The following is a 20591-nucleotide window of genomic DNA, read 5'->3' as shown; positions in this document are numbered from 1 at the left end:
AATTTATTTGTGTCCATCGAAGCAGTAGGGCTTCGTTCAAGACATATTATTCCCCCCGAAAGGGATGGCAAAGATAGAAACTTTACAGTAATAATCAAATAGTTAGTGCGTTATTTTTTTATAATTTTTATATCATTGTTTTAACTGGCGGTTTCGGGCTATCTTATTGGAGCCTAATTGGTTTAAAGTAGTACAAAAAGAAAGGAGTTTGTTGTATTTTGCCGCACGTTAACATTAGCACACCGGTACAAAAATAACGGGCATCAAATTACGCGCGTTGGCCAACCCGATGTCATAAAATTAGATTTGTAAAAACAATATATCATGCCTGCAACCTCCCTTTTCCGAAACGTTATTTTGATCAGCATAATAGCTATTTTGATATTTTTTGGCGGATGGATATTGCTTCATGCCGTAGCATTAAATGTAAGAGATAAAGTTGCCGATGGCTTGCTGGCCGATTTTATCGTCACTTTCCCGGCATTATACTACCTTATCATTATCCGCCCGTCAAAAGCTTCGGCAAAGCGGTTACTGTTTGTGATAAGCATTTGTTCGGTTATTGCTTACCTGTTACTTCCGGCACAGCAAAAAACATACATTTTGCAAATTCGTAAACTATCGGCCCTTGCCGAACTCCTTTTTATTATTTATGCCTTCACCAAAATCAACAGGTTGCGCGTAGCCTATAAAGTACAAAAGGCACTCCTCCCCGATCCTATTTATAACTTACGCCTGGCAATGACCAACACCCTGGGCGATTCCTTAGGCGTAAAAATTATAGCTTCGGAACTGGCTGTTTTAAAATATGGCTTACTATCGTGGAAACAAGAACAACCGGCCCTTACCCAAAGCCGCTCATTTAGCACCCATAAAGATTATGGCTATATAGCTATATGGTGTATCCTTTTTGTGGCCATCATGGTAGAAACATTTGCTTTTCACCTGCTGCTGTTAAAATGGAGCCACATGGCAGCTATGATAGCTACCGGGCTTACCCTTTATGGCGTTATTTTCCTGGTTGCCGATCTATCGGCGGTGATTAAAAGAAAAGTAGAAATAAACCAAACTACCTTGCTTTTGCGCACAGGCCTACGCTGGCGGGCAATAGTTGATATAGCTAACATCAGTTCGGTAAGCAAAATTGTTAATGACTATCATTCAGACGAGAGTTATTTAAAAGGAGGAATAATAAAAAGCAGCGGCAACCTCCTTATAACCTTCAAAAAACCAGTACAGGTAGATAAACTTTATGGTAAAAGCAAAATGGTTAGCACCATATTGATGAATATTGATAGTTACGAAGCATTTGCCGAAATGATAAATAACGGCATGAAAACGCTCAATTAATATTTTAAGGGCAATGCCTGCGGCTCGGGCTATTCACTCATACTACACAAGGCCTTAATCACGGGCCGGTATCCGTTTCTATCCCTATTGCTAAAAAGGGTTATTCATTTACGTTATTCAAACACAGGGAAATAGCTTTTGACATACTCCAAATAAAAAGAAGAATTAGTTTGTGCGCAAAGACGCCAGGACGCCAAGAGAAATAATGAATTGCTTTGCGCTCCAGCGTCTTTGCGCGATTCAACTAATCGATTTACTTTCAAATGCAATATTGTGAACAAGCTATTATTCACATGATCACTAACGAATTTATAAGTGATCATTTTAGATAATTTTGCCTGTTTTCACTAAAAAGACATATGTTGACTCTTAATCGCATAACATCAAATCCCGATATAATGAATTGGCAAAGCGTGCATTAGGGGCATGCGTATAACTGTATCATTGATACTGAATCTTATTGCGAATGGAATGAAAAAAAGCGAGATTATTGAGAAATACCCGGCGTTAGAGTTGGAGGACGTTAACCAATGCCTGCAATATGCCACATACATCTCCATTTTGCTATGAGTTCGGCTACAAGAGCTTTAAGATCTGTTTTTATTGAGGGATATTTTTTGGCAAGCTTTTTTAGTTCCTTTTCAAACAGAGGCGTAGGTAAAATTTTAAAGCTCATTTAATAACTGCTCTATTGATTTAGCTTCCACCTTACCTGCCTGATGCTGTTTTACAAATTGCACAGATTCTTCCAGGTCTTTCAGTATCTGTTCCTTTTTTGCAGCCTTACTTTGCTTTTTATCTTCTTTAACAGAAATTACCTTGCCCCCCAACTGTTCAACCAGATCGGCAAGTGTTTTTCCTGCCTTTTCAGATATTTCGATAGTAAGCGTTGTCATATAACAAATTTATACATTTTTCTGTAACAATGAAAAGCATAACCAAGCGTAGTAAGCCGCCTTCCTTCACTCCTTCTTAACCTCTATCTTTTTTACATTCCCCTGCGCATCCTTAATGGTAAAAGTTGCAGATTCTTTTGCGCCAAGGATATACCTGCCATTGTTGAGCATATAGCAAAAATCAACAGTCGAAAAATCCTTATCGTCAATAGCTATAATTTGCTGTTCTGGCTTTACCAGGGTCATCGCCTTTTCAAAAACAACGCCGACTACCAGTTTATCGCCAATTATCGCCGGTTCAAATGGCCATTGTTTTGCATTAAGATCATTAACCTCATTAGTTGCATCAAAGTAAAACCTGCCGTGCATAAAATCGAGCGTAACGGTACCGTAATCAAACAGTTTACTGCCAATAGCCGGGTTGCTTACCTTATTTGTTGAGGTTATGGTATTATCAAACCGGGCAAGCCCTATTTTTAAGCTTGGAATTTTAATGAGATACTTCTCGGCATTTTGTTGCAAACCCATCACGCCAAACTGGTTGGCACCATACCCCTTTGACAGTACTTCATAGGCATTGTATTTAGTAAGTTGGTTCATGATGTCCTCAGTCATCCTTAAAAAAGCATTATCGCCAGAGTCGAACTCCAGGTACAGGTTTACTTTATTGTTTAATTTTACGGTAATAACCGGATCGCTCTGCCCTGCTGAAGCTTTTAACGGTACGCTGTGTTTGGGATCTAACTTCAGTTTATCCGGTTGATCGGTAATAATGAGCAAGCGCTTATCGCTTGCTATTTGTACAATGGAGTTACGCAGCATGTTGCTGCCAATAACCCCATCAATTTCCCAGCATTTATACAATTGAGATTCCAACGTCCCCGCAGGCACATCATTAAATGTCAGGTTACCTAATTTAATTTCTTTCAGATTTACTGCGATCAAAGAGTCTTTGTTGCCATTGGAATCACGTGCAACATTTTTACTGATCACAGACAGGCCCAATTGGGTAGCCAAGGCTTTACTGATGTTAGTAGGCGAACCTGTATCTAAAATAAACTTATACTTCCTGCCAGCCAGCTGGGGGTAAACAAATATCCTCCCGTTAACATTTTCAAAAGGGATTTCCTCATAATAGCCTGCATTTTTAACGCCACCCTGGTTAAAGGAGAAATTTTGGGCAAAACAAACAGATGCCGTTAATAGTGATATAAGGCAACAGGTTATAATTTTCATGGTAGTGTTTAGCTGTACAAGCTACAAAATTTAAATGCCTGAATAAAACGCCATAGCTGTTTAGTTATTTTAGCTTTATTTCATTAAATTGAACCACCTTAACAATTAAGCTGTTAACTACAATGAGATATTTAGCCAAAACAATTGCCATTATTTTTGTGGCAGCGTCGCTGTTTGCCTGCAAACAAAAAACTACAGAGAAAGCTACTGATGTTCATGACCGCCTGGGCAAGGCCAGTCGTGAAGATAAAAATGGCTGGATATATGTACACCTGGCCGGCTCTCCTGCCGATATTGGCTATCAGCATGGCTACCTGTTATCAAAAGAAATTGACACCCTAATTAAGGTAATGCAATATTACCTGCCCTATGGCAGTAAAAAGGACTGGGCGTTTTACCGTAAAGCCAGTGCCCGTTTTTTATGGAAAAAAATAGATAAAGAGTACCAGGATGAAATTCGCGGGATAAGCGAAGGCTTGCAAGCCAAAGGGCTTAAATACGACACTTTAGATGTTACCGCCCTTAACGCCAACATTGAGCTGGCACAATACTACGTGCCCCAACTCATGAACAAAGTTAAACCGGGCAGCGGTGATAACAAAGCCCCGGGCAATTGCAGCGCGTTTATCGCCACCGGCAAATACACTAAAGACGGCAAGATAGTTATCGGCCATAATAACTGGACGGACTATATTGAAGGCGAACGCTGGAATGTAATAGCCGATATTGTGCCCGCAAAAGGCAACCACATTTTAATGGATACTGCGCCTGGCTTTATCCACAGCGGCGATGATTTTGTAGAAACCAGCAGTGGCATAGCGATCACTGAAACTACCATTACCGGCTTTAAAGGCTTTGATACTACCCGCACACCCGAATTTGTACGCGCCCGTAAAGCTGCGCAATACAGCAACAATATTGATGATGTAATAAAGATCATGAGCACCGATAACAATGGCGGCTATGCCAACGACTGGCTTATTGGCGATACCAAAACCAACGAAGTAGCCAAACTGGAATTAGGTTTAAAAACTCAAAAAGTATGGCGATCAAAAGATACAGCCATGATAGGATCAAACTTCCCCGAAGACCCTAACCTGATTAAACAGGAAACAACGTTTGATGTAAACAATAAAACAAGTTCGCCCAATGCCAGACGGTTGCGGATGGAAAAACTGGTATGTGTAGATTATAAAGGCAAACTTGATGCCGAAAATGGTAAAACCATTGAAGGTGATACCTTTGATGCGCTTAACGGCAAAAAGGCGCTGAACCGCTGCGTTATTGACGGCCATATTGACCAGGACCCCAAAGGATGCCCCGAATGGAGCGAAGGCCCATACTTCCCGATGGGCGCGGTACAGGGCAAAGTAGCAAATGCCGATATGGTAAGCAAACTACAGCTTTGGGCCCATATGGGACACCCCAGCGGTGACGACTTCCTGGCAGCCCCATTCCTCAAGAAACATCCCGAATATAACTACCAGGCTAAATATTTAAGGGATATGAAGGCTTATCCGTGGACGGTGTTTGCGGCGAAGTAGCAATGTTAGGAGTAACGCAAAAAATTAAAAATAAAATAAATAGTACTATGTTATAAATAGTACTATGCAAATACATGTATTTGTTTGTATCAAACCAAACGAATATGAAAAAGTTGCTTACCGCCCTGTTATGTTGTGCTTGTTTAGCCACCATTGATGGACTTACGCCGTTAAGTGCCCAGGAAAAACAGACAGATGGCATAAGCAAAATATACCGGGAAACACCGGCTAAGATCAATGACCTGGTACATACCAAACTCGATGTAAGCTTTGATTATAAAAAACGTTACCTGTACGGCAAGGAGTGGATAACCTTAAAGCCTCACTTTTACCCCACCGATACTTTAAGGTTAGATGCCAAAGGAATGGACCTTAAGGATATTTCAGTTATAAAATACGGCAAAAAGCTTCCTCTTAAATTTGCTTACGATAGTCTTACTGTGGCCATTCAGTTAGATAAGGTTTATCATAACAATGAAACATATACGATATACATCGACTACACAGCAAAACCCAACGAATTAAAAACTTCACGCAAGCACGGTAAGGGCCTTTACTTTATTAACCCCGACGGCGCAGAGCAAGATAAACCTACCCAGATATGGACAGAAGGCGAACCCGAAAGTTCATCGGCCTGGTTCCCTACTATTGATAAGCCCAATCAAAAAACCACCAGTGAAATAAGCATGACTGTTCCGGCCAGGTATGTCACTTTATCAAATGGCCGGCTTGCATCACAAAAAACAAACTCCAACAATACCCGCACCGATACCTGGAAAATGGAATGGCCCAATGCACCCTACCTGTTTATGATGGCAGTTGGCGATTTCAGTATTTATCACGATAGCTGGCACGGCAAAGAGGTAAGCTACTACGTAGAACCCAAATTTGCACCCTACGCAAAGGATATCTTTGGCTTTACACCCGAGGCTATCGGCTTCTTTTCGAAAATTACGGGTATCGACTATCCATGGAATAAGTATGCGCAAATTACAGTGCGTGATTATGTAAGCGGTGCCATGGAAAATACGACAGCGATGATGACCGGCGATGGTGCCCAGGCTACCAAACGCGAGCTGGTTGACAGGATACACTATGATTTTGGCAGTATCCACGAGCTTTTTCACCAATGGTTTGGAGATTATGTTACCACCGAAAGCTGGAGCAACCTAACCCTTAACGAATCATTTGCCGACCTGGGCGAAATACTCTGGGCCGAACATCGCTACGGGCAGGACGCGGCAGATGAGCATATCCAGGAAGGCTTGCAAGGCTACCTCAACAATCCTCAAAACGCGGCAAAGCACCTGGTTCGTTTTTATTATAATGATAGCCAGGATGTATTTGATGGCGTTACCTACCAAAAAGGCGGTCGTATATTAAATATGTTGAGGCACTATTTAGGTAACGATGCTTTTTATAAAGGCTTAAATATTTATCTTAAAACAAATGCGCTTAAAAATGCCGAAGCCCAGCAGCTCCGCCTTGCTATGGAAGACGCCAGCGGACTTGATCTGAACTGGTTTTTCAACCAATGGTATTACGGTGCCGGTCACCCCGTATTGAATATCAGTTATAAGTGGGACCAGGCAGAAAAAAAACAAACTATTTACCTGCAGCAAACCCAAACCGGGCAAACCTTTACTTTGCCAATGGCTATTGATATTTATGCCGATAGCAAAAAGACGCGCCACCAGGTTTGGATGCGCGAAAAAGCAGATACCCTCATTTTTCATGCAGATAAAAAACCAGACCTGGTCAATGTAGAAGCCGACAAAATATTAGTTGCAAAAAAAATCGACAACAAAACACCGGAGGAATATACTTTTCAATACGCCAATGCTCCTTTATACCTTGACCGATATGAAGCGATTGATGCTGCGACTCAGCAAAAAACGGCAGCCGGGCAACAAATCTTACTAATGGCGTTAAAAGACAAATACTATGGCTTACGCCTTAAAGCAATGCAGGCCCTAAATATGGATAACGACACCATACGCATTGCGGCTTACCCTTTAATAGTTGATATGGCCCAAAAGGATAGCGTTAGCCTAAGTCGTGCACAGGCCATTGTGTTTTTGGGCAAATTAAAAAAGCCTGCAAACATGGGTTTATTAAAACAAGCGCTAAAAAGTGACTCATATGCAGTGCAGGGTGCAGCTTTGTGGGCAATAAACCAGATAAACCCAACCGAGGCGATGGCCCTTGCTCCTTTGTATGAAAAAGACAATAAGGACGACCTTACCAATGCCTTATATACCGTATACACAGCCAACGCCGGCGACGATAAATGGAATTTTGTATTCCATTTTTACATGAGTCGCTTTGAAGAGTCGCGGTATAAACTCACCGAAAAATTTGCCGATTATATTGGCAGAATAAAAAACCAAGCCAACGTACAGCGAGGCATTACCGAGATCAAAAAGCTTGGCGTTGAATATAAGAAGTATGTAGGCCCAAAAATCATTGGGATATTAACGCAGATAAAAACACATCGCGCAGCAATGCAGGATACAGTATCTGTAAAAATGGCAAACGATGCTATTGAGGAAATTAATAGGGCTAAGTAAGTTACACGAGCCCGGCCCGCTATCGGGCTCATGTAATTATAAATCCTACATCGTAATTCCCAATTCCGAAATCAACCCTATTCCATCATCAACCTTCTGATCAATTCGGCACTTTGGGTTTTACCTTCTTCCAGCCTGTCGCTAAAAAAGGCCTGCACTTCGTTAAAGTGCTTTTTATAACCCTCCATATCGCCATAACCAATAATGGCCGACCATTCCCTTACCGCCGAATGAAACTCCAGATCGTCGCCCCGGATGGTTTTATCATAAAGAGCCGTTTCTATTGATTCTTCTAAAAGCTGCTCATTCTTGAACAGGTACTCGGCAATCCCCAAACGCAGGCGGAATGGCGGGGTTTGGCAAATGAGGTTATCATATGGGTTTACGCCAAGATGATACCAGGCATCAACCATGCTTAATATGCTCAGGTGCGAGTTTGGCTTTTGATGATCAGCATTTTGTGAAAGCGAAAACTCCTTCATCACCACATCGTTCAGCATAATGGGCTTGCGACTTTCATGAAAAACAAAATCGCGGGCACGGTATAAGCGCTCTCTAAACGTTTTTGCCTCCTCTTTAATCATCAGCTTAAACAAATCCGATTCTGATTCGGCATAGCGCTTAACCTGCTGGCGCGCGTAGGGGTTTAATATGGCAAGGCCCGCATACACGTGTGCTTTATAGCTAAAAATACGCAAGGTTGTCAATATCTTTACATTATCAATACCACCAAGGTATGACGCATTTTCCCAGGGGAAAAAGCCGGCTGCTTTCCATGCGGTACCCATACTCTCGAAACCTACGTGGGTAACGGCCTGGGTATCGGCTACAATTTTATCATGCTCGTGGTAGTCCTTAATCTCTACAATATCGCTGCCTACCGCGGTAAACAGATCAAACATGCGCTGGTAAGCATCGGCTTTGGCGCGGTGCGGGATCAGGATGAGGGTTTGTCCTTTAGGATCAAAGCCCGGCCCATGCATGGCGTGAAAAGTGATGATCTGCGCATCGGCAGGCAGATACTTTTCAAAAATGGCTATCTCCGGATGCTTCACCGATGTTTGGCCGGCTACAATAGCGCCGTACTTGGTAAGCGGACCGCAATCGGCCACTACCTGCTCCAACTTATCGGCCTCAACAGAATAAATGATCAGATCATTGGTGCGCGATATTTCATGCGCATTTTCTGCCACGGTAATCCCAAGCGGATTTAATTCATTTTCCAGCTTATCGCGGTTTTCGGGCAGGTCGCACCCAGAAACGGTATAACCTGCTTTTGCAAAAGCCTTTGCGTATAAACGCCCCATATCACCCAAGCCAATGATGCCTATATTCATGCCGCTAATATAACTATGAGTAGCAAAATTCCGTACTAAAGCTTACATTAGCGATCAGAAAGCTCGGGATAATATAACAATAACCGTTGAAACAGTGTTTTGTTAATATTGAGATACCTAATTTTACATGATGAACAAGCATTTTATATTTCGGATCTTTATTTTATTGGCAATTATTTTAGGCGGTATCAATTTGGGCTTTGCCCAGGATACGGTTAAAAAAGCGGCCGCCAAACCATCTGTAGTAAAAGCGCCAGCTCCTTTAAAGCCTGCTTATACAAAGCAGGCAGTAAAATATAGCCCAACGGTGCCAGTGCCGGCAGGTGCGAAACCGGCAGCGGCCTATCCGCCAAAATATGCATATAGTCAACCCAAGCTAACCGCTGCAGATTCGGCATTGGCAAAGGATAAAAGTCTTAACGGGCAATATCAGTATCTTTTGAGTAAACTTTACCACTACCAGCAGCCATTGGTGCAGGCCCTGTGGAAAAACCTGCAGGACTCGTTAACCATTGAGCGCCGCAAGCTTAAGGCGGGACAAACCACTTTAGCTGCGCAAACAAAGGAAATTGACAGTTTAAAAACCGACGCGACCACCAAAGGCCAGACCCTGGCTGAAGCTAACGCTAAACGTGACGAGATTAGCCTGGTTGGAATATCTTTTACAAAGGCAACCTACAATTTAGTGATGTGGGGTTTGGTGATCATCTTCGGTTTGGCTGCGGTAATTGTTATAGCCCGTTCCGGCGCGCATAGCCGTGAAGCTAAATACCGCATTAAACTATACGAAGAGCTTGACGAAGAATACAAAACTTACAAAGCCAAAGCCAACGAAAAGGAAAAGAAACTGGCCCGCGAACTGCAAACCGAGCGCAACAAGCTTGATGAATTGTTAGGCAGGGGATAGTTTTTGATTTCGGAATTGGGAATTTTCGATTTCGGATCTATAAAAATCGAAGTCATGCCGAACTTGTTTCGGCAACCCACAGGACAGGTATCCGCCCTGTGTAGTACGCTTAGCATCTCAGGTTTCTGAAACAAGGATGACATCTTATATCCCCCATGAACAACAACGAACTTTTAACCCTCATAGGCCGCCTGCGTTCGGTGGCCGATGTTGGCTTGCTTTATGCCAAGAACGAATACGACATTGAACGTTATCACGAATTCCAGCAAATAAGCACCGAGATGCTGGATAACGTTACCGGCTGGGGCACCGAGGACATTAAGTTTAACTTCCCGATACCAACCGACTACCCTACTGTAAAAGTGGATGTACGCGGCCTGCTGCTCAATGCCGAAAACAAGATACTGCTGGCCAGGGAAAGCGCCGACGGCAAATGGTCGTTACCCGGCGGATGGGCTGATATAGGTTATAGCGCCACAGAAGTGATCACCAAAGAATTTAAGGAAGAAACCGGACTGGATGTTGTTCCAGAGCGCCTGCTGGCGGTATTTGATAAAAAGATGCACTCACACCCGCCACAACCTTTTTATGTATATAAAATGGTATTTTACTGCAAAGCTGTTTCAACCACCCTTAACAAAGGTTTTGACGTGTTGGATGTAGCCTATTTTGATATTAATAATCTACCCGAACTATCGGAAGACAGGATTTTGAAAACCCAGATTGAGTTACTTTATAGAAAGGTAATTGATGGGGATTTGAGCGCGACAGCGGATTGAGTTGGTTAATTTCCGCGCTATTAGACTTAAAATAACAAAGCGGCGAAAGACTTACGAAGTTTTAAAAACTTCGTAAGTCTGCAAATCCCTATGCAGAGCAAACCGCCAACTGCAAACTACCTACTGCAAACTGGCAGGGGCTGGTGCCAACTTAGGTAATACCTTTTTAGTAGCGGGTAAAGCCTGGTATTTCTTATAAGCATCGTTAATATAAACCGTCATACTCGGCGCGTTATTGTTTTTCAGGAAAGCGTAGCTTGGGCGATACATCGACATAAAGTTTTCCAATTCTGGTCCTCTTAATGGCACTACGCTTTTCACGTAATCAACATTAAAGGCTTCGTCTATCTGCCTTTCTTCTTCTTCACGTTTAAAGTATCTTTTTAAGCGCCTTGCATCTTTACCTTCTTTACTAAACCAGGTTGATGGCGACATTACCGAAACCTTACTTTTGGTATAAACCTCCGGGTACTCTTTATGCGGATCAAATACTTCCTTAGTATCGGTTACATTCACCTGCCTTAACGATATGGTTTGCGAAACCATATCCACCCGCTTTTGACGAAGATCTGTCACATATAGCGTATCTGATGTATAGCCGGGTGAATTAAAGATTAGCGTATGACCTATCTGGGTACGGATGGTAAAATTACCATTATCGTCTGTAATGGTGATCTGTTTATTATTGATGTCTTTAACAAAAACATTCGCCAGTTTATCGCTTTTGTTGCGCTCATACACCGTACCTTTTAAAACATCCTGTGCACTGGCGTTCATGGTAATAAACAAAACGGCGATCAATAAATAATAGGTAGGTTTCATAGTAGTAGATATAAGCTGTAAAATAAACCTATTTTTTGCAACAATGGTTTTCATTTTAACATAAATAAGGCATTGTAAAGGATTAATGACAAAAGAGTGAGGCTAATGAGATTTTAAGCAATCGATTTTGCGGCCCAAACACAAAACGAGATTTAAAGTATTGTAAAAAAATAGGTAAATTTGATTACAAAATTTAGCAATGGATACATTACTGATAGAGGTCACCAATCAAAATGCATACAACTTAATCAAAGAGCTTGAGAAACTGCATTTGATTAAAGTACTCAAAAATACTTCCGCCCCGAAAGAAAGGCTATCGGATCGGTTTGCCGGTAAGTTGCCTATCGCCGATGCCAAAAAACTCCAGGAACATATAAAGCAAAGTCGCGAAGAATGGGATATTTAATAGATAGCAATGCTATTATTGATTATTTAAGCGGGGCTATGCCCGAAGAAGCGATGACCTGGCTCGGCAATATCATCAATGAAGCTCCTATCATTTCAGTGATGACTAAAATTGAAGTGTTAGGATTTAAAAACACGGTCAACACGGATGCATTATTGAATGATTTTATTGGTGCCTGCCTAATAATCCCACTCTCTGAGGAAACAATTGACCAAACTATACAAATCAGAAAAAAGCATAAAATAAAGACTCCGGATGCTATTATAGCAGCCAGCGCGAAAGTTTTAGCGCTTACTTTAATTTCAAGAAATACAGCTGACTTTAAAAAGATAGGAGGCTTAAAGGTCATCGACCCGTGGGCAATTAATGCCATAACATAAACTGATTTAAAACACATTAGTTTCAAATCAAAAAAGCCGCTCCATTTTCATAAAGCGGCTTTAATAAATATATGTTAGTACTGTCCCGGTTTATGTTTGGGAGGTTTAATAACGGTTCACTTTAAAATCAGATATACCACCACTCATGTGTATGTATATCTTGTTTTTGGCGGCATCAAATCCTGCTGTTTCATAGGTATTGTTATCCTTTTTACTAAAGCCCGGAAACTCGCTTGACGATAAGCCTGTATTTGCATTAATGCTACAGGCTGCATCTTTTGGTACATTGATGGTAACCTCTGATACTCCTGTTGAAACTTCAACATTTGTCTTCTCCAAAGGTTGCCCAAGCTTCACATCAAATGAGGCTGCTCCGCCTTTTAAAGTTACACTTTTTATTTTGAATTTGGTTAAATCAAAATCTAATTTTGTTGCACCGGTTTCTACATAGATGTCCCAGATAGGATTAGGGTTAAGTTGAATATCGGCACGGTTTGATTTGTTATCTTCCGAATCAAAATTCCAGCCTTTATTGTTCTTCATCTTCAGGTTTAAAACATAAACTGAGTCTTCTTTGGAGGTATTAAATTCATACTTACCATAAAACTCTTTGGTCTCGGCTTTAAACAGTTGGTTTGTTGTGTCACTAAGTGCATATGTAGTACCACCACCACTGATGTTAAGGCGGGCCAGTTTAGCATCTGGTGTATACTCCTTGTTAAATATACTGCTGCCTTCAATTTTAACTACGCCATGATCGGTATCAGTGCTGTCGCTGTCGTCGTTATTATCGTTATTGTCATCACCATTATCGTTGTTATTATCATCCCAGTGCACAACGCTGCCAGGCCAAAAGTTATAGTTATCGCCAAAGCGACCGAATAACAGCAATGCGAAACCTGCAACCACCACACCTAATTTTAAAGTAGTTGCCAGTGGCGATTTATTACCTGCAAAAACCAGGTTTACACCACCTATGATCAAAAATATAGGCCAAAGGTGCAGTACATTCATCCAGTGAAAATCAATCACGTGAAAGTTGTGAAGCAGGAATATGGCTCCTATGCATACCAGGATAGCACCTGGAATTAATTTATCGCTTCTCATGATATTATATAGTTGATGTTGGGTTATTAAAGTTGTCGTCTTTAGGCTCGTCCTTTAAAGGGGCTTCATCTGTGGTTTTTGCCTCGGGCTCAACAGTGGCATTATTTTGCCAGTTGTCTTTTTCCCATGGCTGTTTCTTTTGACCAGATACGATGATAGCTATACCACCTACTACCAAAATTGCAGGCCATAATTTGGCAACGTGCCAAAAGAATATAAGGTGCAATTCGTGAAGCAAAAATACCGCGCCAAAAAATATCAGGAACATCCCCACAATTACACCAACTGTTGATGCCGATTTTTTGGGTGCATTAAAGCTGTACGGTGTTTCCTGCCCTGGCTCATAAGGAGCGCTTTGTGCAGGACCTGTGCTTTCAAACGGGCTATAAGGCTGTTGTTGATGCATCCTGTAATCAACGCCTGGGTTAAAATAGGCCGGGCCTTTTTTGGGTAATACTATCCACAGTACTACATAAGCCATAAGACCGGTACCCATAAATATAAAGGTGAGTAAAAACATAGCTCTTATAACTGCTACGTCAATATCGAAATATTCGGCCAATCCGGCGCAAACCCCACCTATTTTCTTCCGGTATTCATCCCGGTAAAGTTTCTTTTCCATAATTTAATCAGATATCGTTCAAGTTTGTGTTTGTTTGATGATATAAAAGTACTACGGCTGGCTTAAAACACCTATACAATATAGGTTAGTACGGGCAACAAGTCGGTGAATTGCCGGGTTTTGGCGGTGAAAACCTCCGGCGAAAGCCCGCCGCCTGTAAACCGTTGCAAATACCCGGTTAAATGGTTCTTACAACTGTCCCGGCGCGGGTTTAATGATCATCTCATCCACATTGGCACCGGGGCTCATCCTGTAAATATTGATAATTGCCGATGCGATATCTTCTGGCAGTACCATGGTATTTTTATCAACAACAGCATCTTTCCATGAATCCGTTAATGTAGAACCTGGAATTATGGCCGTTACTTTTACGCCATGATCCTGCATTTCAAGCCGCATGAGTTTGGTTAGGCCCAACAGCGCGTATTTGGTTATGCTGTAACTACCCGCCTGTACAACCGGATTTAATGATGCTACCGAACAGATATTAAAAAAGTGTCCTTTATGTGCCGCAGCCATCGTTTTACCAAAAAAACGATAAAGCTCATAAGTTGGGATCAAATTGGTATTTAATTGTTTCTCAAAAGTATCTTCTGCATCATCCAAAATACTTGTTGGTGTAAACATGCCTAAATTGTTTACTACCACATCTATAAAACCCAACTGTTGCTGTGCTGCAGATGCAAAATCCCTTAACTGGGTTTTGTTGCTGCCATCGGCCACCTGGGCAAATACCTGTACGCCGGGATTAGCCGCAAGCAGCTCATTTTTAAATTGCAATAATTCTTTTTCATTCCGAGAACAAATTGCCACGTTTAATCCTTCATTAGCAAATGCAATGGCAATGGCACGGCCCATGCCTTTTGTTGAACCGGTGATGAGTGCGTTTTTCATAATGGTATTTTGGTTTGATGTGCGGTATTTATTTAATATAGTTTAAAGCTAACAGCCGCTAATTTACGTAAGCTGTAATAATAGCCCATAAAAAGCGTCTATTTTAAGCAATTAAACATTAGCGGGCGGTAAGCTAAATTTAAAAATGTAATTTTATCCGATTTTTTATACATCTATGATTCAAAGTTTAGGCAGATATATACTATTACTACGTTTAAGTTTTAGAAAACCCGAGAAGTTTTCGGTGTACTGGGCCGAAGTAATGCGCGAAATGGTATCGGCAGGTATCGGCTCCCTCGGTATCATCATGATCATATCTGTGTTTATAGGTGCAGCTGTTACTATCCAAACCGCTTTCCAGCTTATCAGTCCGCTAATCCCTAAATCTGTAGTAGGTGGCATTGCCCGCGACTCGACGATATTGGAATTTAGTCCAACCATTTCAGCGCTGGTACTTGCCGGTCGTATTGGTTCAAGCATGGCGTCACAAATTGGCACCATGCGGGTTACAGAACAAATTGATGCGTTGGAAATTATGGGCGTAAATGCCCCGGGGTACCTCATATCACCTAAAGTAATTTCGGGCGTTACCATGTTCCCGCTATTGGTTATCGTATCGGTACTATTGGGCTTCACCGGTGGTTATATTGCCTGCCTTACCTCAAGCGAAGTAACTACTTTTGATTTTATCAGTGGTTTATCTGATGGTTTTAATCCTATCATTGTTACTACCTGTTTGGTTAAATCGGTAGTGTTTGGCTTTATCATCACTACCATCTGCAGCTACCAGGGCTTTTATGTATCTGGCGGCGCTCTTGAAGTGGGCCAGGCAGCAACCCGTGGCGTGGTTTACAGTTGCGTAATGATTTTAATGTTCGATTTAATTATATCCCGCCTCTTCTTATGATCGAGATCCAGGACATCTACAAAAAATTTGGCGATAACGAGGTACTTAAAGGTATCAGTTCCATATTTAAACCGGGCGTCAACAACCTTATTATAGGTGGATCGGGCTCTGGTAAAACTACCTTATTGAAATGTATTGTAGGTTTGCATGAACCTACCAGCGGCGATGTGCTTTTTAATGGCGAAAACTTTACCGATATGGGCTTTGAGCAACGTGTACCAATCCGCACACATATAGGTATGCTTTTTCAAAACTCGGCGCTGTTTGACAGTATGACAGTCGAGCAAAACATCATGTTCCCCCTTAACCTGTTTACTAACCAATCAAAAGCCGAGAAACGCGACCGGGCCAACTTTTGCCTGGAACGCGTTAACCTTGCCGGTAAAAATAAACTATTCCCATCCGAGCTATCGGGCGGGATGAAAAAGCGTGTAGGTATTGCCCGTGCCATATCCATGCAACCCAAATATCTTTTTGTTGACGAACCCAACTCGGGCCTCGACCCGGTTACCTCTATTCTGATAGATGACCTCATTAGCGAGCTTACTGTAGAGTATAACATGACCACCGTTGTAGTTACCCACGATATGAACTCGGTAATGGGCATTGGCGATCATATTGTGTTTTTACACCAGGGCAAAAAATGGTGGGAAGGCAGCAACAAAGAAATTGCCCATACCGACAACAAAGAACTTAACGAATTTGTATTTGCCAGCAGGTTCATGAGAGCGGCGAAAGCGAAATTATAGTAGTATAGTATCAAGTAGTTAGTATCAAGTATCAAGACCTTTTTAGGGGTATCAAGTAATCAGTATCAGGTATCAAGATTTTTTGAATAGATGGTTTAAGACATCATCCAATACAATATCTTTACAAGATAATACTACAGTCTTGATACCTGATACTAACTACTTGATACCAAACGGATGCACAATTTTAAAGAGTTAAAAGTATGGAAAGCCGGTATTGAGGTATCTAAAACTACTTTTCAATTATGTCGAAATTTCCCATCTGAAGAAAAGTATGGCTTGATTTCTCAAATGGTTCGCGCCGCTGTTTCTATTCCTTCAAATATAGCTGAAGGTTGCGGCAGAAAATCAAATAAAGAATTACATCAGTTTCTAAATATTGCATTAGGCTCGTCCTTTGAATTGGAAACTCAATTTATAATTGCCAAAGAGTTCGGCTATGTCACACAGGACATACATATTAGATAGCATTTGTATACAGATTAACGACATTCAAAAAATGATCTATGGTTTACAAAAAAGCCTCAACGTTTAATTTAGTAGCAAGTAGTTAGTAGCAAGCATCAAGATTTTGGGTTAGGTTAATAACCGCGAACGGTGCTTCGAAATCCTCTATCCAAAAAAAGATACTAAATTTGCGCCATACAAGTGCAGCTGTCTTGATACTTGATACTTGATACTAACTACTTGATACTAATCTACTACTTGATACTAAAAAGATGATTCAACTCCTCACCCCAACGCACTGGAAAGATTACGAACTGATTGATTGCGGCGATTTTGAAAAGCTGGAGCGATTTGGGAATACGATACTTATCCGCCCCGAGCCACAGGCGGTTTGGAGCAAAGGCATGCCTGCTTCTGAATGGCAGCGTTTACACCATATAAAATTTAAAGGCCGATCTGCCACCGCGGGCGACTGGGTTAAAAAAGATCAGAAAACTCCCGATCGCTGGCATATTGAATATAAAAATAACGATGCCGCTATCAAGTTTAGGTTAGGGCTAACTTCTTTTAAACATTTGGGGATCTTCCCCGAGCAGGCTGTTAACTGGGATTATATCACCCAAAACATTAAACGCTTTAAAACACCACAACCCAAAGTACTTAACCTATTTGCTTATACCGGCGGGGCATCATTGATAGCCCAGGCTGCCGGTGCCGATACTACGCATGTGGATTCTATTAAACAGGTAGTAACCTGGGCTAACGAAAATCAGGAGATCTCAGGGCTTAGTAACATCCGCTGGGTTGTTGAGGATGCCTTGAAATTTGTAAAACGCGAGTTAAAACGCGGCAAAAAATACAACGGTATCATCCTTGATCCACCCGCTTATGGCAATGGACCAAACGGCGAAAAATGGAAGTTAGAAGATAACATTAACGAGATGATGGCCGATGTGATGCAACTGCTTGACCCGGAAGAACATTTTCTGATCCTCAACACTTACTCGCTTGGTTTTTCTTCAGTAATTATTGAAAACCTGATCAAAAGCGCCTTTCCCAAGGTAGAGAACCTGGAAATTGGCGAACTTTATTTACAAGCCACAGCAGGCTCAAAACTACCTTTGGGTGTTTTTGGAAAGTTTCATAAAGTTAAAAGTAATTAATTTTCAATATCTATATTTGCGCCAAGCTATCCCCCCTCTTATTGCATTATAAGTAGCTGAAAATTAGTTTATATTTACAATACATCTTACACACACCTGCCATTTACGGAACATTCAATGCACATGAAATTAAAAAACATCCTACTATCTGCAACCCTGCTCTTATCAACCCTAATACTATTACCCGGCTGTTCGCAAAGCGATAAAACCGGTAAAACAGATAGTAAGAAAACTGCTCCTAAAACCGCTGCCGATTCGGCAAAGGCCGAGGCTGCAGATACCCTGAGCGTAAAAAAATCTGATTATCCGCCGATAGATCATAAGCTATATGATTCGTTAATGAAATTTAACGCTCATGGCGATACCACCGGCAGATGGCCTGTTAAAAATACCCCATACCCTATTGGCGGCGCAATTTTGCCATTTAAACGTGTGGTTGCTTTTTACGGTAACTTATACAGCAAAAAGATGGGTATTTTAGGCGAATTACCTCCTAACGAAATGCTGGCCAAGTTAAAAGGCGAAGTTAAACATTGGGAAAAAGCCGATCCTAAAACACCGGTTCAGCCTGCATTACATTACATTGCAGTAGTTGCGCAAGGTGATGGTGGTAAAGACGGCAAATTCCGTTACCGCATGCCATTTAAACAGATTGACAGTGTATTGGTATTAGCTAAAAAAGCCCACGCTATTGTATTTTTAGATGTGCAGGTAGCCTTAAGTAATATACAGGCCGAATTGCCTTTGTTAGATAAATACCTGGCTATGCCGCAAGTACATTTTGGTATGGACCCTGAGTTTTCGATGAAAGATGGCAGCAAACCTGGTCGTAAAATTGGCACTTATGATGCTGCTGATATCAACTTTGTATCTGACCATTTGGCCAAAATTGTAAAGAAGAACGGTCTTCCGGCTAAAATTTTAATTGTTCACCGCTTTACTAAAAAAATGGTGACCAATTATAAAAACATCAAATTACACCCGGAAGTTCAATTGGTAATGGATATGGACGGCTGGGGCGAACCTGATTTGAAAACCGGCACTTACCGCTACTTTATTAACCAGGAGCCGGTACAATTTACAGGCTTTAAATTGTTTTACAAAAACGATATCAAAAAAGCGCCTCACCACATGTTAACACCAGAGGAAGTTTTATCAAGATATAAACCATATCCTATTTACATCCAGTACCAATAGGCAAACAGTTCAAAGTAAAAAGTGATGAGTTTTGAGTTATTAGCTTCATATGATATGGCTGATACTTTAAACTCATCACTTTTTGCGTTTAAAGGAAACTCAAAACTTACCACTCTAAACTCGTCACTCAAATGATCAAATTTGGAATTATCGGTTGCGGGCGCATTGCTCAACGATTTATGCAGGGTTTCGCGGCTGTGGATGGCGTACAATTGGTTGCGTCATTTTCGCGCAGAGCTGTTACGGTTGATGATTTTGTAGCGAGGTACGGTGGTGTTGCCTGCTATACTATCGACGATTTACTGGCCATCGATATTGATGCCGTATATATCGCAACGCTTCCCGATAGCCATGCGGCCTACAGTATTGCAGCACTCAAAGCCGGCAAACATGTGCTTTGCGAAAAACCTGCGACTGTAAATCTCTCCGAATTAGATGAAGTACTTGCCGTGTTAAAAGAAACCGGCCTGTTATTTATGGAAGGTATGAAACCTCCCTTCTATCCATTATATACCCGTTTAAAAGAATACCTGGCAACAGATCCTATCGGCCGGGTGGGCTATGTACGTGCTGGTTCGGCAGTGGCCGATTGTCCGCCCGATCATCCAAATTATAATCTTGACCTGGTTGGAGGCAGCTTAATGCAGATAGGCATTTACGAGGCCTTTTTAGCCATCGACTGGCTTGGCGACCTGCAAGAAGTACAAACCATGGGTCGTTTTGGCGAAACCGGGATTGATATGTTTGCCATTTTTCAAACCAAACACGCGGGCGGATTTTCGCAATTGTACGCGGGCTTTGACCTGCATGGTAAAGGCGATGCGTTGATAGCCGGCACGCTTGGTCACGTCACCATTCACAAAAACTGGTGGAACCCGGTAAGGGCTACCATCGACTATTTAGATGGGCGCAGCATTGAGATCAACGAATCTTTCACAGCCGGCGGCTTAAACTACGAACTTGAACACTTTTGCAACCTGATCAAAACAGGAGCTACCGAAAGTCCGATTATCCCACATCAAATGTCCCGCCAGATGATTGATATGATTGACCGGGCAAGGGCGCAGATTGGTTTGGTTTACCCTTTGGAAGAGAATCAAGAATTAAGAGTCAAGAATCAAGATCTTGATGAATAAGGATTAAGGATCAAAGACCAAGGACAAAATTAATTTACCATAAAACCAAAACGAGGCCGTATCATAATTCAAATGATGCGGCCTCTATGTTTGCAACGTATTGGCTCCATGTTTATCTGTTTTCGTTGAATTTCTCAGCAAG

Annotated in this window: 23 protein-coding genes; 14 read left to right on the top strand and 9 right to left on the bottom strand. The window is 41.7% G+C overall.

All coding sequences use genetic code 11. The annotated features are described in order from the left end of the window. The first annotated feature begins 324 nt into the window (after nucleotides 1-324). Both FHS10_RS27785 and FHS10_RS29355 read left to right on the top strand, forming a co-directional pair. Nucleotides 325-1350, top strand: coding sequence for a hypothetical protein (locus tag FHS10_RS27785; protein WP_259097344.1), 1026 nt, complete (start codon nucleotides 325-327; stop codon nucleotides 1348-1350). A 426-nt stretch (nucleotides 1351-1776) separates the two neighbouring features. Continuing rightward, nucleotides 1777-1920 carry a DUF433 domain-containing protein gene (locus FHS10_RS29355; protein ID WP_374759843.1) on the top strand — a complete coding sequence of 48 codons (144 nt, stop codon included), beginning with the start codon at nucleotides 1777-1779 and terminating at the stop codon, nucleotides 1918-1920. On the opposite strand, the gene FHS10_RS27780 is transcribed toward FHS10_RS29355, so the two are convergent. From FHS10_RS27780 to FHS10_RS27770, 3 genes are all read right to left on the bottom strand, one after another. Beyond that, the gene (locus FHS10_RS27780; RefSeq protein ID WP_259097342.1) at nucleotides 1874-2026 is read right to left on the bottom strand and encodes a hypothetical protein; all 153 of its coding nucleotides are present in this window, start codon (nucleotides 2024-2026) and stop codon (nucleotides 1874-1876) included. The two genes, FHS10_RS29355 and FHS10_RS27780, sit on opposite strands and share 47 nt — an antisense overlap. Next, on the bottom strand, nucleotides 2016-2246 hold the full coding sequence (locus FHS10_RS27775; protein WP_259097340.1) for a DUF2520 domain-containing protein: 231 nt from the start codon (nucleotides 2244-2246) through the stop codon (nucleotides 2016-2018). The genes FHS10_RS27780 and FHS10_RS27775 overlap by 11 nt, the downstream gene beginning before the upstream one ends. Before the next feature lie 66 nt (nucleotides 2247-2312). Continuing rightward, the gene (locus FHS10_RS27770; RefSeq protein WP_259097338.1) at nucleotides 2313-3482 is read right to left on the bottom strand and encodes a retropepsin-like aspartic protease; all 1170 of its coding nucleotides are present in this window, start codon (nucleotides 3480-3482) and stop codon (nucleotides 2313-2315) included. 122 nt (nucleotides 3483-3604) lie between these two features. On the opposite strand from FHS10_RS27770, the gene FHS10_RS27765 reads away from it, so the two are divergent. Then, complete coding sequence (locus tag FHS10_RS27765) at nucleotides 3605-5026, top strand: C45 family autoproteolytic acyltransferase/hydrolase (RefSeq protein ID WP_259097337.1); 1422 nt, start codon at nucleotides 3605-3607, stop codon at nucleotides 5024-5026. Nucleotides 5027-5130: 104 nt separating this feature from the next. Next, on the top strand, nucleotides 5131-7596 hold the full coding sequence (locus FHS10_RS27760) for a M1 family metallopeptidase (protein ID WP_259097334.1): 2466 nt from the start codon (nucleotides 5131-5133) through the stop codon (nucleotides 7594-7596). 77 nt (nucleotides 7597-7673) lie between these two features. Here the strand turns inward: FHS10_RS27760 and FHS10_RS27755 are convergent, their stop codons facing one another. Next, nucleotides 7674-8933 carry a prephenate dehydrogenase gene (locus FHS10_RS27755; RefSeq protein ID WP_259097332.1) on the bottom strand — a complete coding sequence of 420 codons (1260 nt, stop codon included), beginning with the start codon at nucleotides 8931-8933 and terminating at the stop codon, nucleotides 7674-7676. Nucleotides 8934-9063: 130 nt separating this feature from the next. Between FHS10_RS27755 and FHS10_RS27750 the strand changes: the two genes are divergently transcribed. Both FHS10_RS27750 and FHS10_RS27745 read left to right on the top strand, forming a co-directional pair. Next, nucleotides 9064-9840, top strand: a complete 777-nt coding sequence (locus FHS10_RS27750; protein WP_259097330.1) for a hypothetical protein — start codon at nucleotides 9064-9066, stop codon at nucleotides 9838-9840. Nucleotides 9841-9995: 155 nt separating this feature from the next. Then, nucleotides 9996-10619: an NUDIX hydrolase gene (locus tag FHS10_RS27745; RefSeq protein ID WP_259097328.1), complete on the top strand. Its 624-nt coding sequence runs from the start codon at nucleotides 9996-9998 to the stop codon at nucleotides 10617-10619. A gap of 120 nt (nucleotides 10620-10739) precedes the next feature. Here the strand turns inward: FHS10_RS27745 and FHS10_RS27740 are convergent, their stop codons facing one another. Beyond that, a complete protein-coding gene (locus tag FHS10_RS27740; protein ID WP_259097326.1) occupies nucleotides 10740-11441 on the bottom strand; it encodes a carboxypeptidase-like regulatory domain-containing protein in 702 nt (233 codons plus the stop codon). A gap of 199 nt (nucleotides 11442-11640) precedes the next feature. On the opposite strand from FHS10_RS27740, the gene FHS10_RS27735 reads away from it, so the two are divergent. Further along, nucleotides 11641-11847: a hypothetical protein gene (locus FHS10_RS27735; RefSeq protein WP_259097323.1), complete on the top strand. Its 207-nt coding sequence runs from the start codon at nucleotides 11641-11643 to the stop codon at nucleotides 11845-11847. Continuing rightward, nucleotides 11835-12227 carry a type II toxin-antitoxin system VapC family toxin gene (locus FHS10_RS27730; protein WP_259097321.1) on the top strand — a complete coding sequence of 131 codons (393 nt, stop codon included), beginning with the start codon at nucleotides 11835-11837 and terminating at the stop codon, nucleotides 12225-12227. Before FHS10_RS27735 ends, FHS10_RS27730 begins: the two co-directional genes overlap by 13 nt. 105 nt (nucleotides 12228-12332) lie before the next feature. Here FHS10_RS27730 and FHS10_RS27725 read toward each other — a convergent pair whose 3' ends face one another. The 3 genes from FHS10_RS27725 to FHS10_RS27715 all read right to left on the bottom strand — a co-directional run bounded on the left by FHS10_RS27725 (nucleotide 12333) and on the right by FHS10_RS27715 (nucleotide 14850). After that, nucleotides 12333-13334: a toast rack family protein gene (locus tag FHS10_RS27725; RefSeq protein ID WP_259097319.1), complete on the bottom strand. Its 1002-nt coding sequence runs from the start codon at nucleotides 13332-13334 to the stop codon at nucleotides 12333-12335. A gap of 4 nt (nucleotides 13335-13338) precedes the next feature. Further along, nucleotides 13339-13956, bottom strand: a complete 618-nt coding sequence (locus FHS10_RS27720; RefSeq protein WP_259097316.1) for a PspC domain-containing protein — start codon at nucleotides 13954-13956, stop codon at nucleotides 13339-13341. Between the two features lie 189 nt (nucleotides 13957-14145). Then, nucleotides 14146-14850: an SDR family oxidoreductase gene (locus FHS10_RS27715; protein WP_259097314.1), complete on the bottom strand. Its 705-nt coding sequence runs from the start codon at nucleotides 14848-14850 to the stop codon at nucleotides 14146-14148. A gap of 175 nt (nucleotides 14851-15025) precedes the next feature. Here FHS10_RS27715 and FHS10_RS27710 point away from each other — a divergent pair, with 175 nt between their 5' ends. The 5 genes from FHS10_RS27710 (at nucleotide 15026) to FHS10_RS27690 (ending at nucleotide 19313) form a co-directional block, all read left to right on the top strand. Further along, the gene (locus tag FHS10_RS27710; protein WP_259097312.1) at nucleotides 15026-15757 is read left to right on the top strand and encodes an MlaE family ABC transporter permease; all 732 of its coding nucleotides are present in this window, start codon (nucleotides 15026-15028) and stop codon (nucleotides 15755-15757) included. Beyond that, nucleotides 15754-16506, top strand: a complete 753-nt coding sequence (locus tag FHS10_RS27705) for an ABC transporter ATP-binding protein (RefSeq protein WP_259097311.1) — start codon at nucleotides 15754-15756, stop codon at nucleotides 16504-16506. The genes FHS10_RS27710 and FHS10_RS27705 overlap by 4 nt, the downstream gene beginning before the upstream one ends. A 177-nt stretch (nucleotides 16507-16683) precedes the next feature. Continuing rightward, nucleotides 16684-16974: a four helix bundle protein gene (locus tag FHS10_RS27700; protein ID WP_259097308.1), complete on the top strand. Its 291-nt coding sequence runs from the start codon at nucleotides 16684-16686 to the stop codon at nucleotides 16972-16974. A 251-nt stretch (nucleotides 16975-17225) separates the two neighbouring features. Then, nucleotides 17226-18116 carry a class I SAM-dependent methyltransferase gene (locus tag FHS10_RS27695; RefSeq protein ID WP_259097307.1) on the top strand — a complete coding sequence of 297 codons (891 nt, stop codon included), beginning with the start codon at nucleotides 17226-17228 and terminating at the stop codon, nucleotides 18114-18116. A 123-nt stretch (nucleotides 18117-18239) separates the two neighbouring features. Beyond that, nucleotides 18240-19313 carry a hypothetical protein gene (locus tag FHS10_RS27690; RefSeq protein WP_259097305.1) on the top strand — a complete coding sequence of 358 codons (1074 nt, stop codon included), beginning with the start codon at nucleotides 18240-18242 and terminating at the stop codon, nucleotides 19311-19313. Here the strand turns inward: FHS10_RS27690 and FHS10_RS27685 are convergent. Next, entirely contained in the window at nucleotides 19295-19444 is a 150-nt protein-coding gene (locus tag FHS10_RS27685; protein WP_259097304.1) for a hypothetical protein, read from the bottom strand. The genes FHS10_RS27690 and FHS10_RS27685 overlap by 19 nt on opposite strands. Between FHS10_RS27685 and FHS10_RS27680 the strand changes: the two genes are divergently transcribed. Continuing rightward, nucleotides 19445-20449, top strand: a complete 1005-nt coding sequence (locus FHS10_RS27680) for a Gfo/Idh/MocA family protein (protein WP_259097302.1) — start codon at nucleotides 19445-19447, stop codon at nucleotides 20447-20449. Nucleotides 20450-20591 lie beyond the last annotated feature (142 nt).

It is taken from the genome of Mucilaginibacter dorajii, assembly GCF_024808255.1.
In the GTDB taxonomy this organism is placed as follows: domain Bacteria; phylum Bacteroidota; class Bacteroidia; order Sphingobacteriales; family Sphingobacteriaceae; genus Mucilaginibacter; species Mucilaginibacter dorajii.
This window is presented reverse-complemented; position numbering and strand designations above follow the sequence as displayed.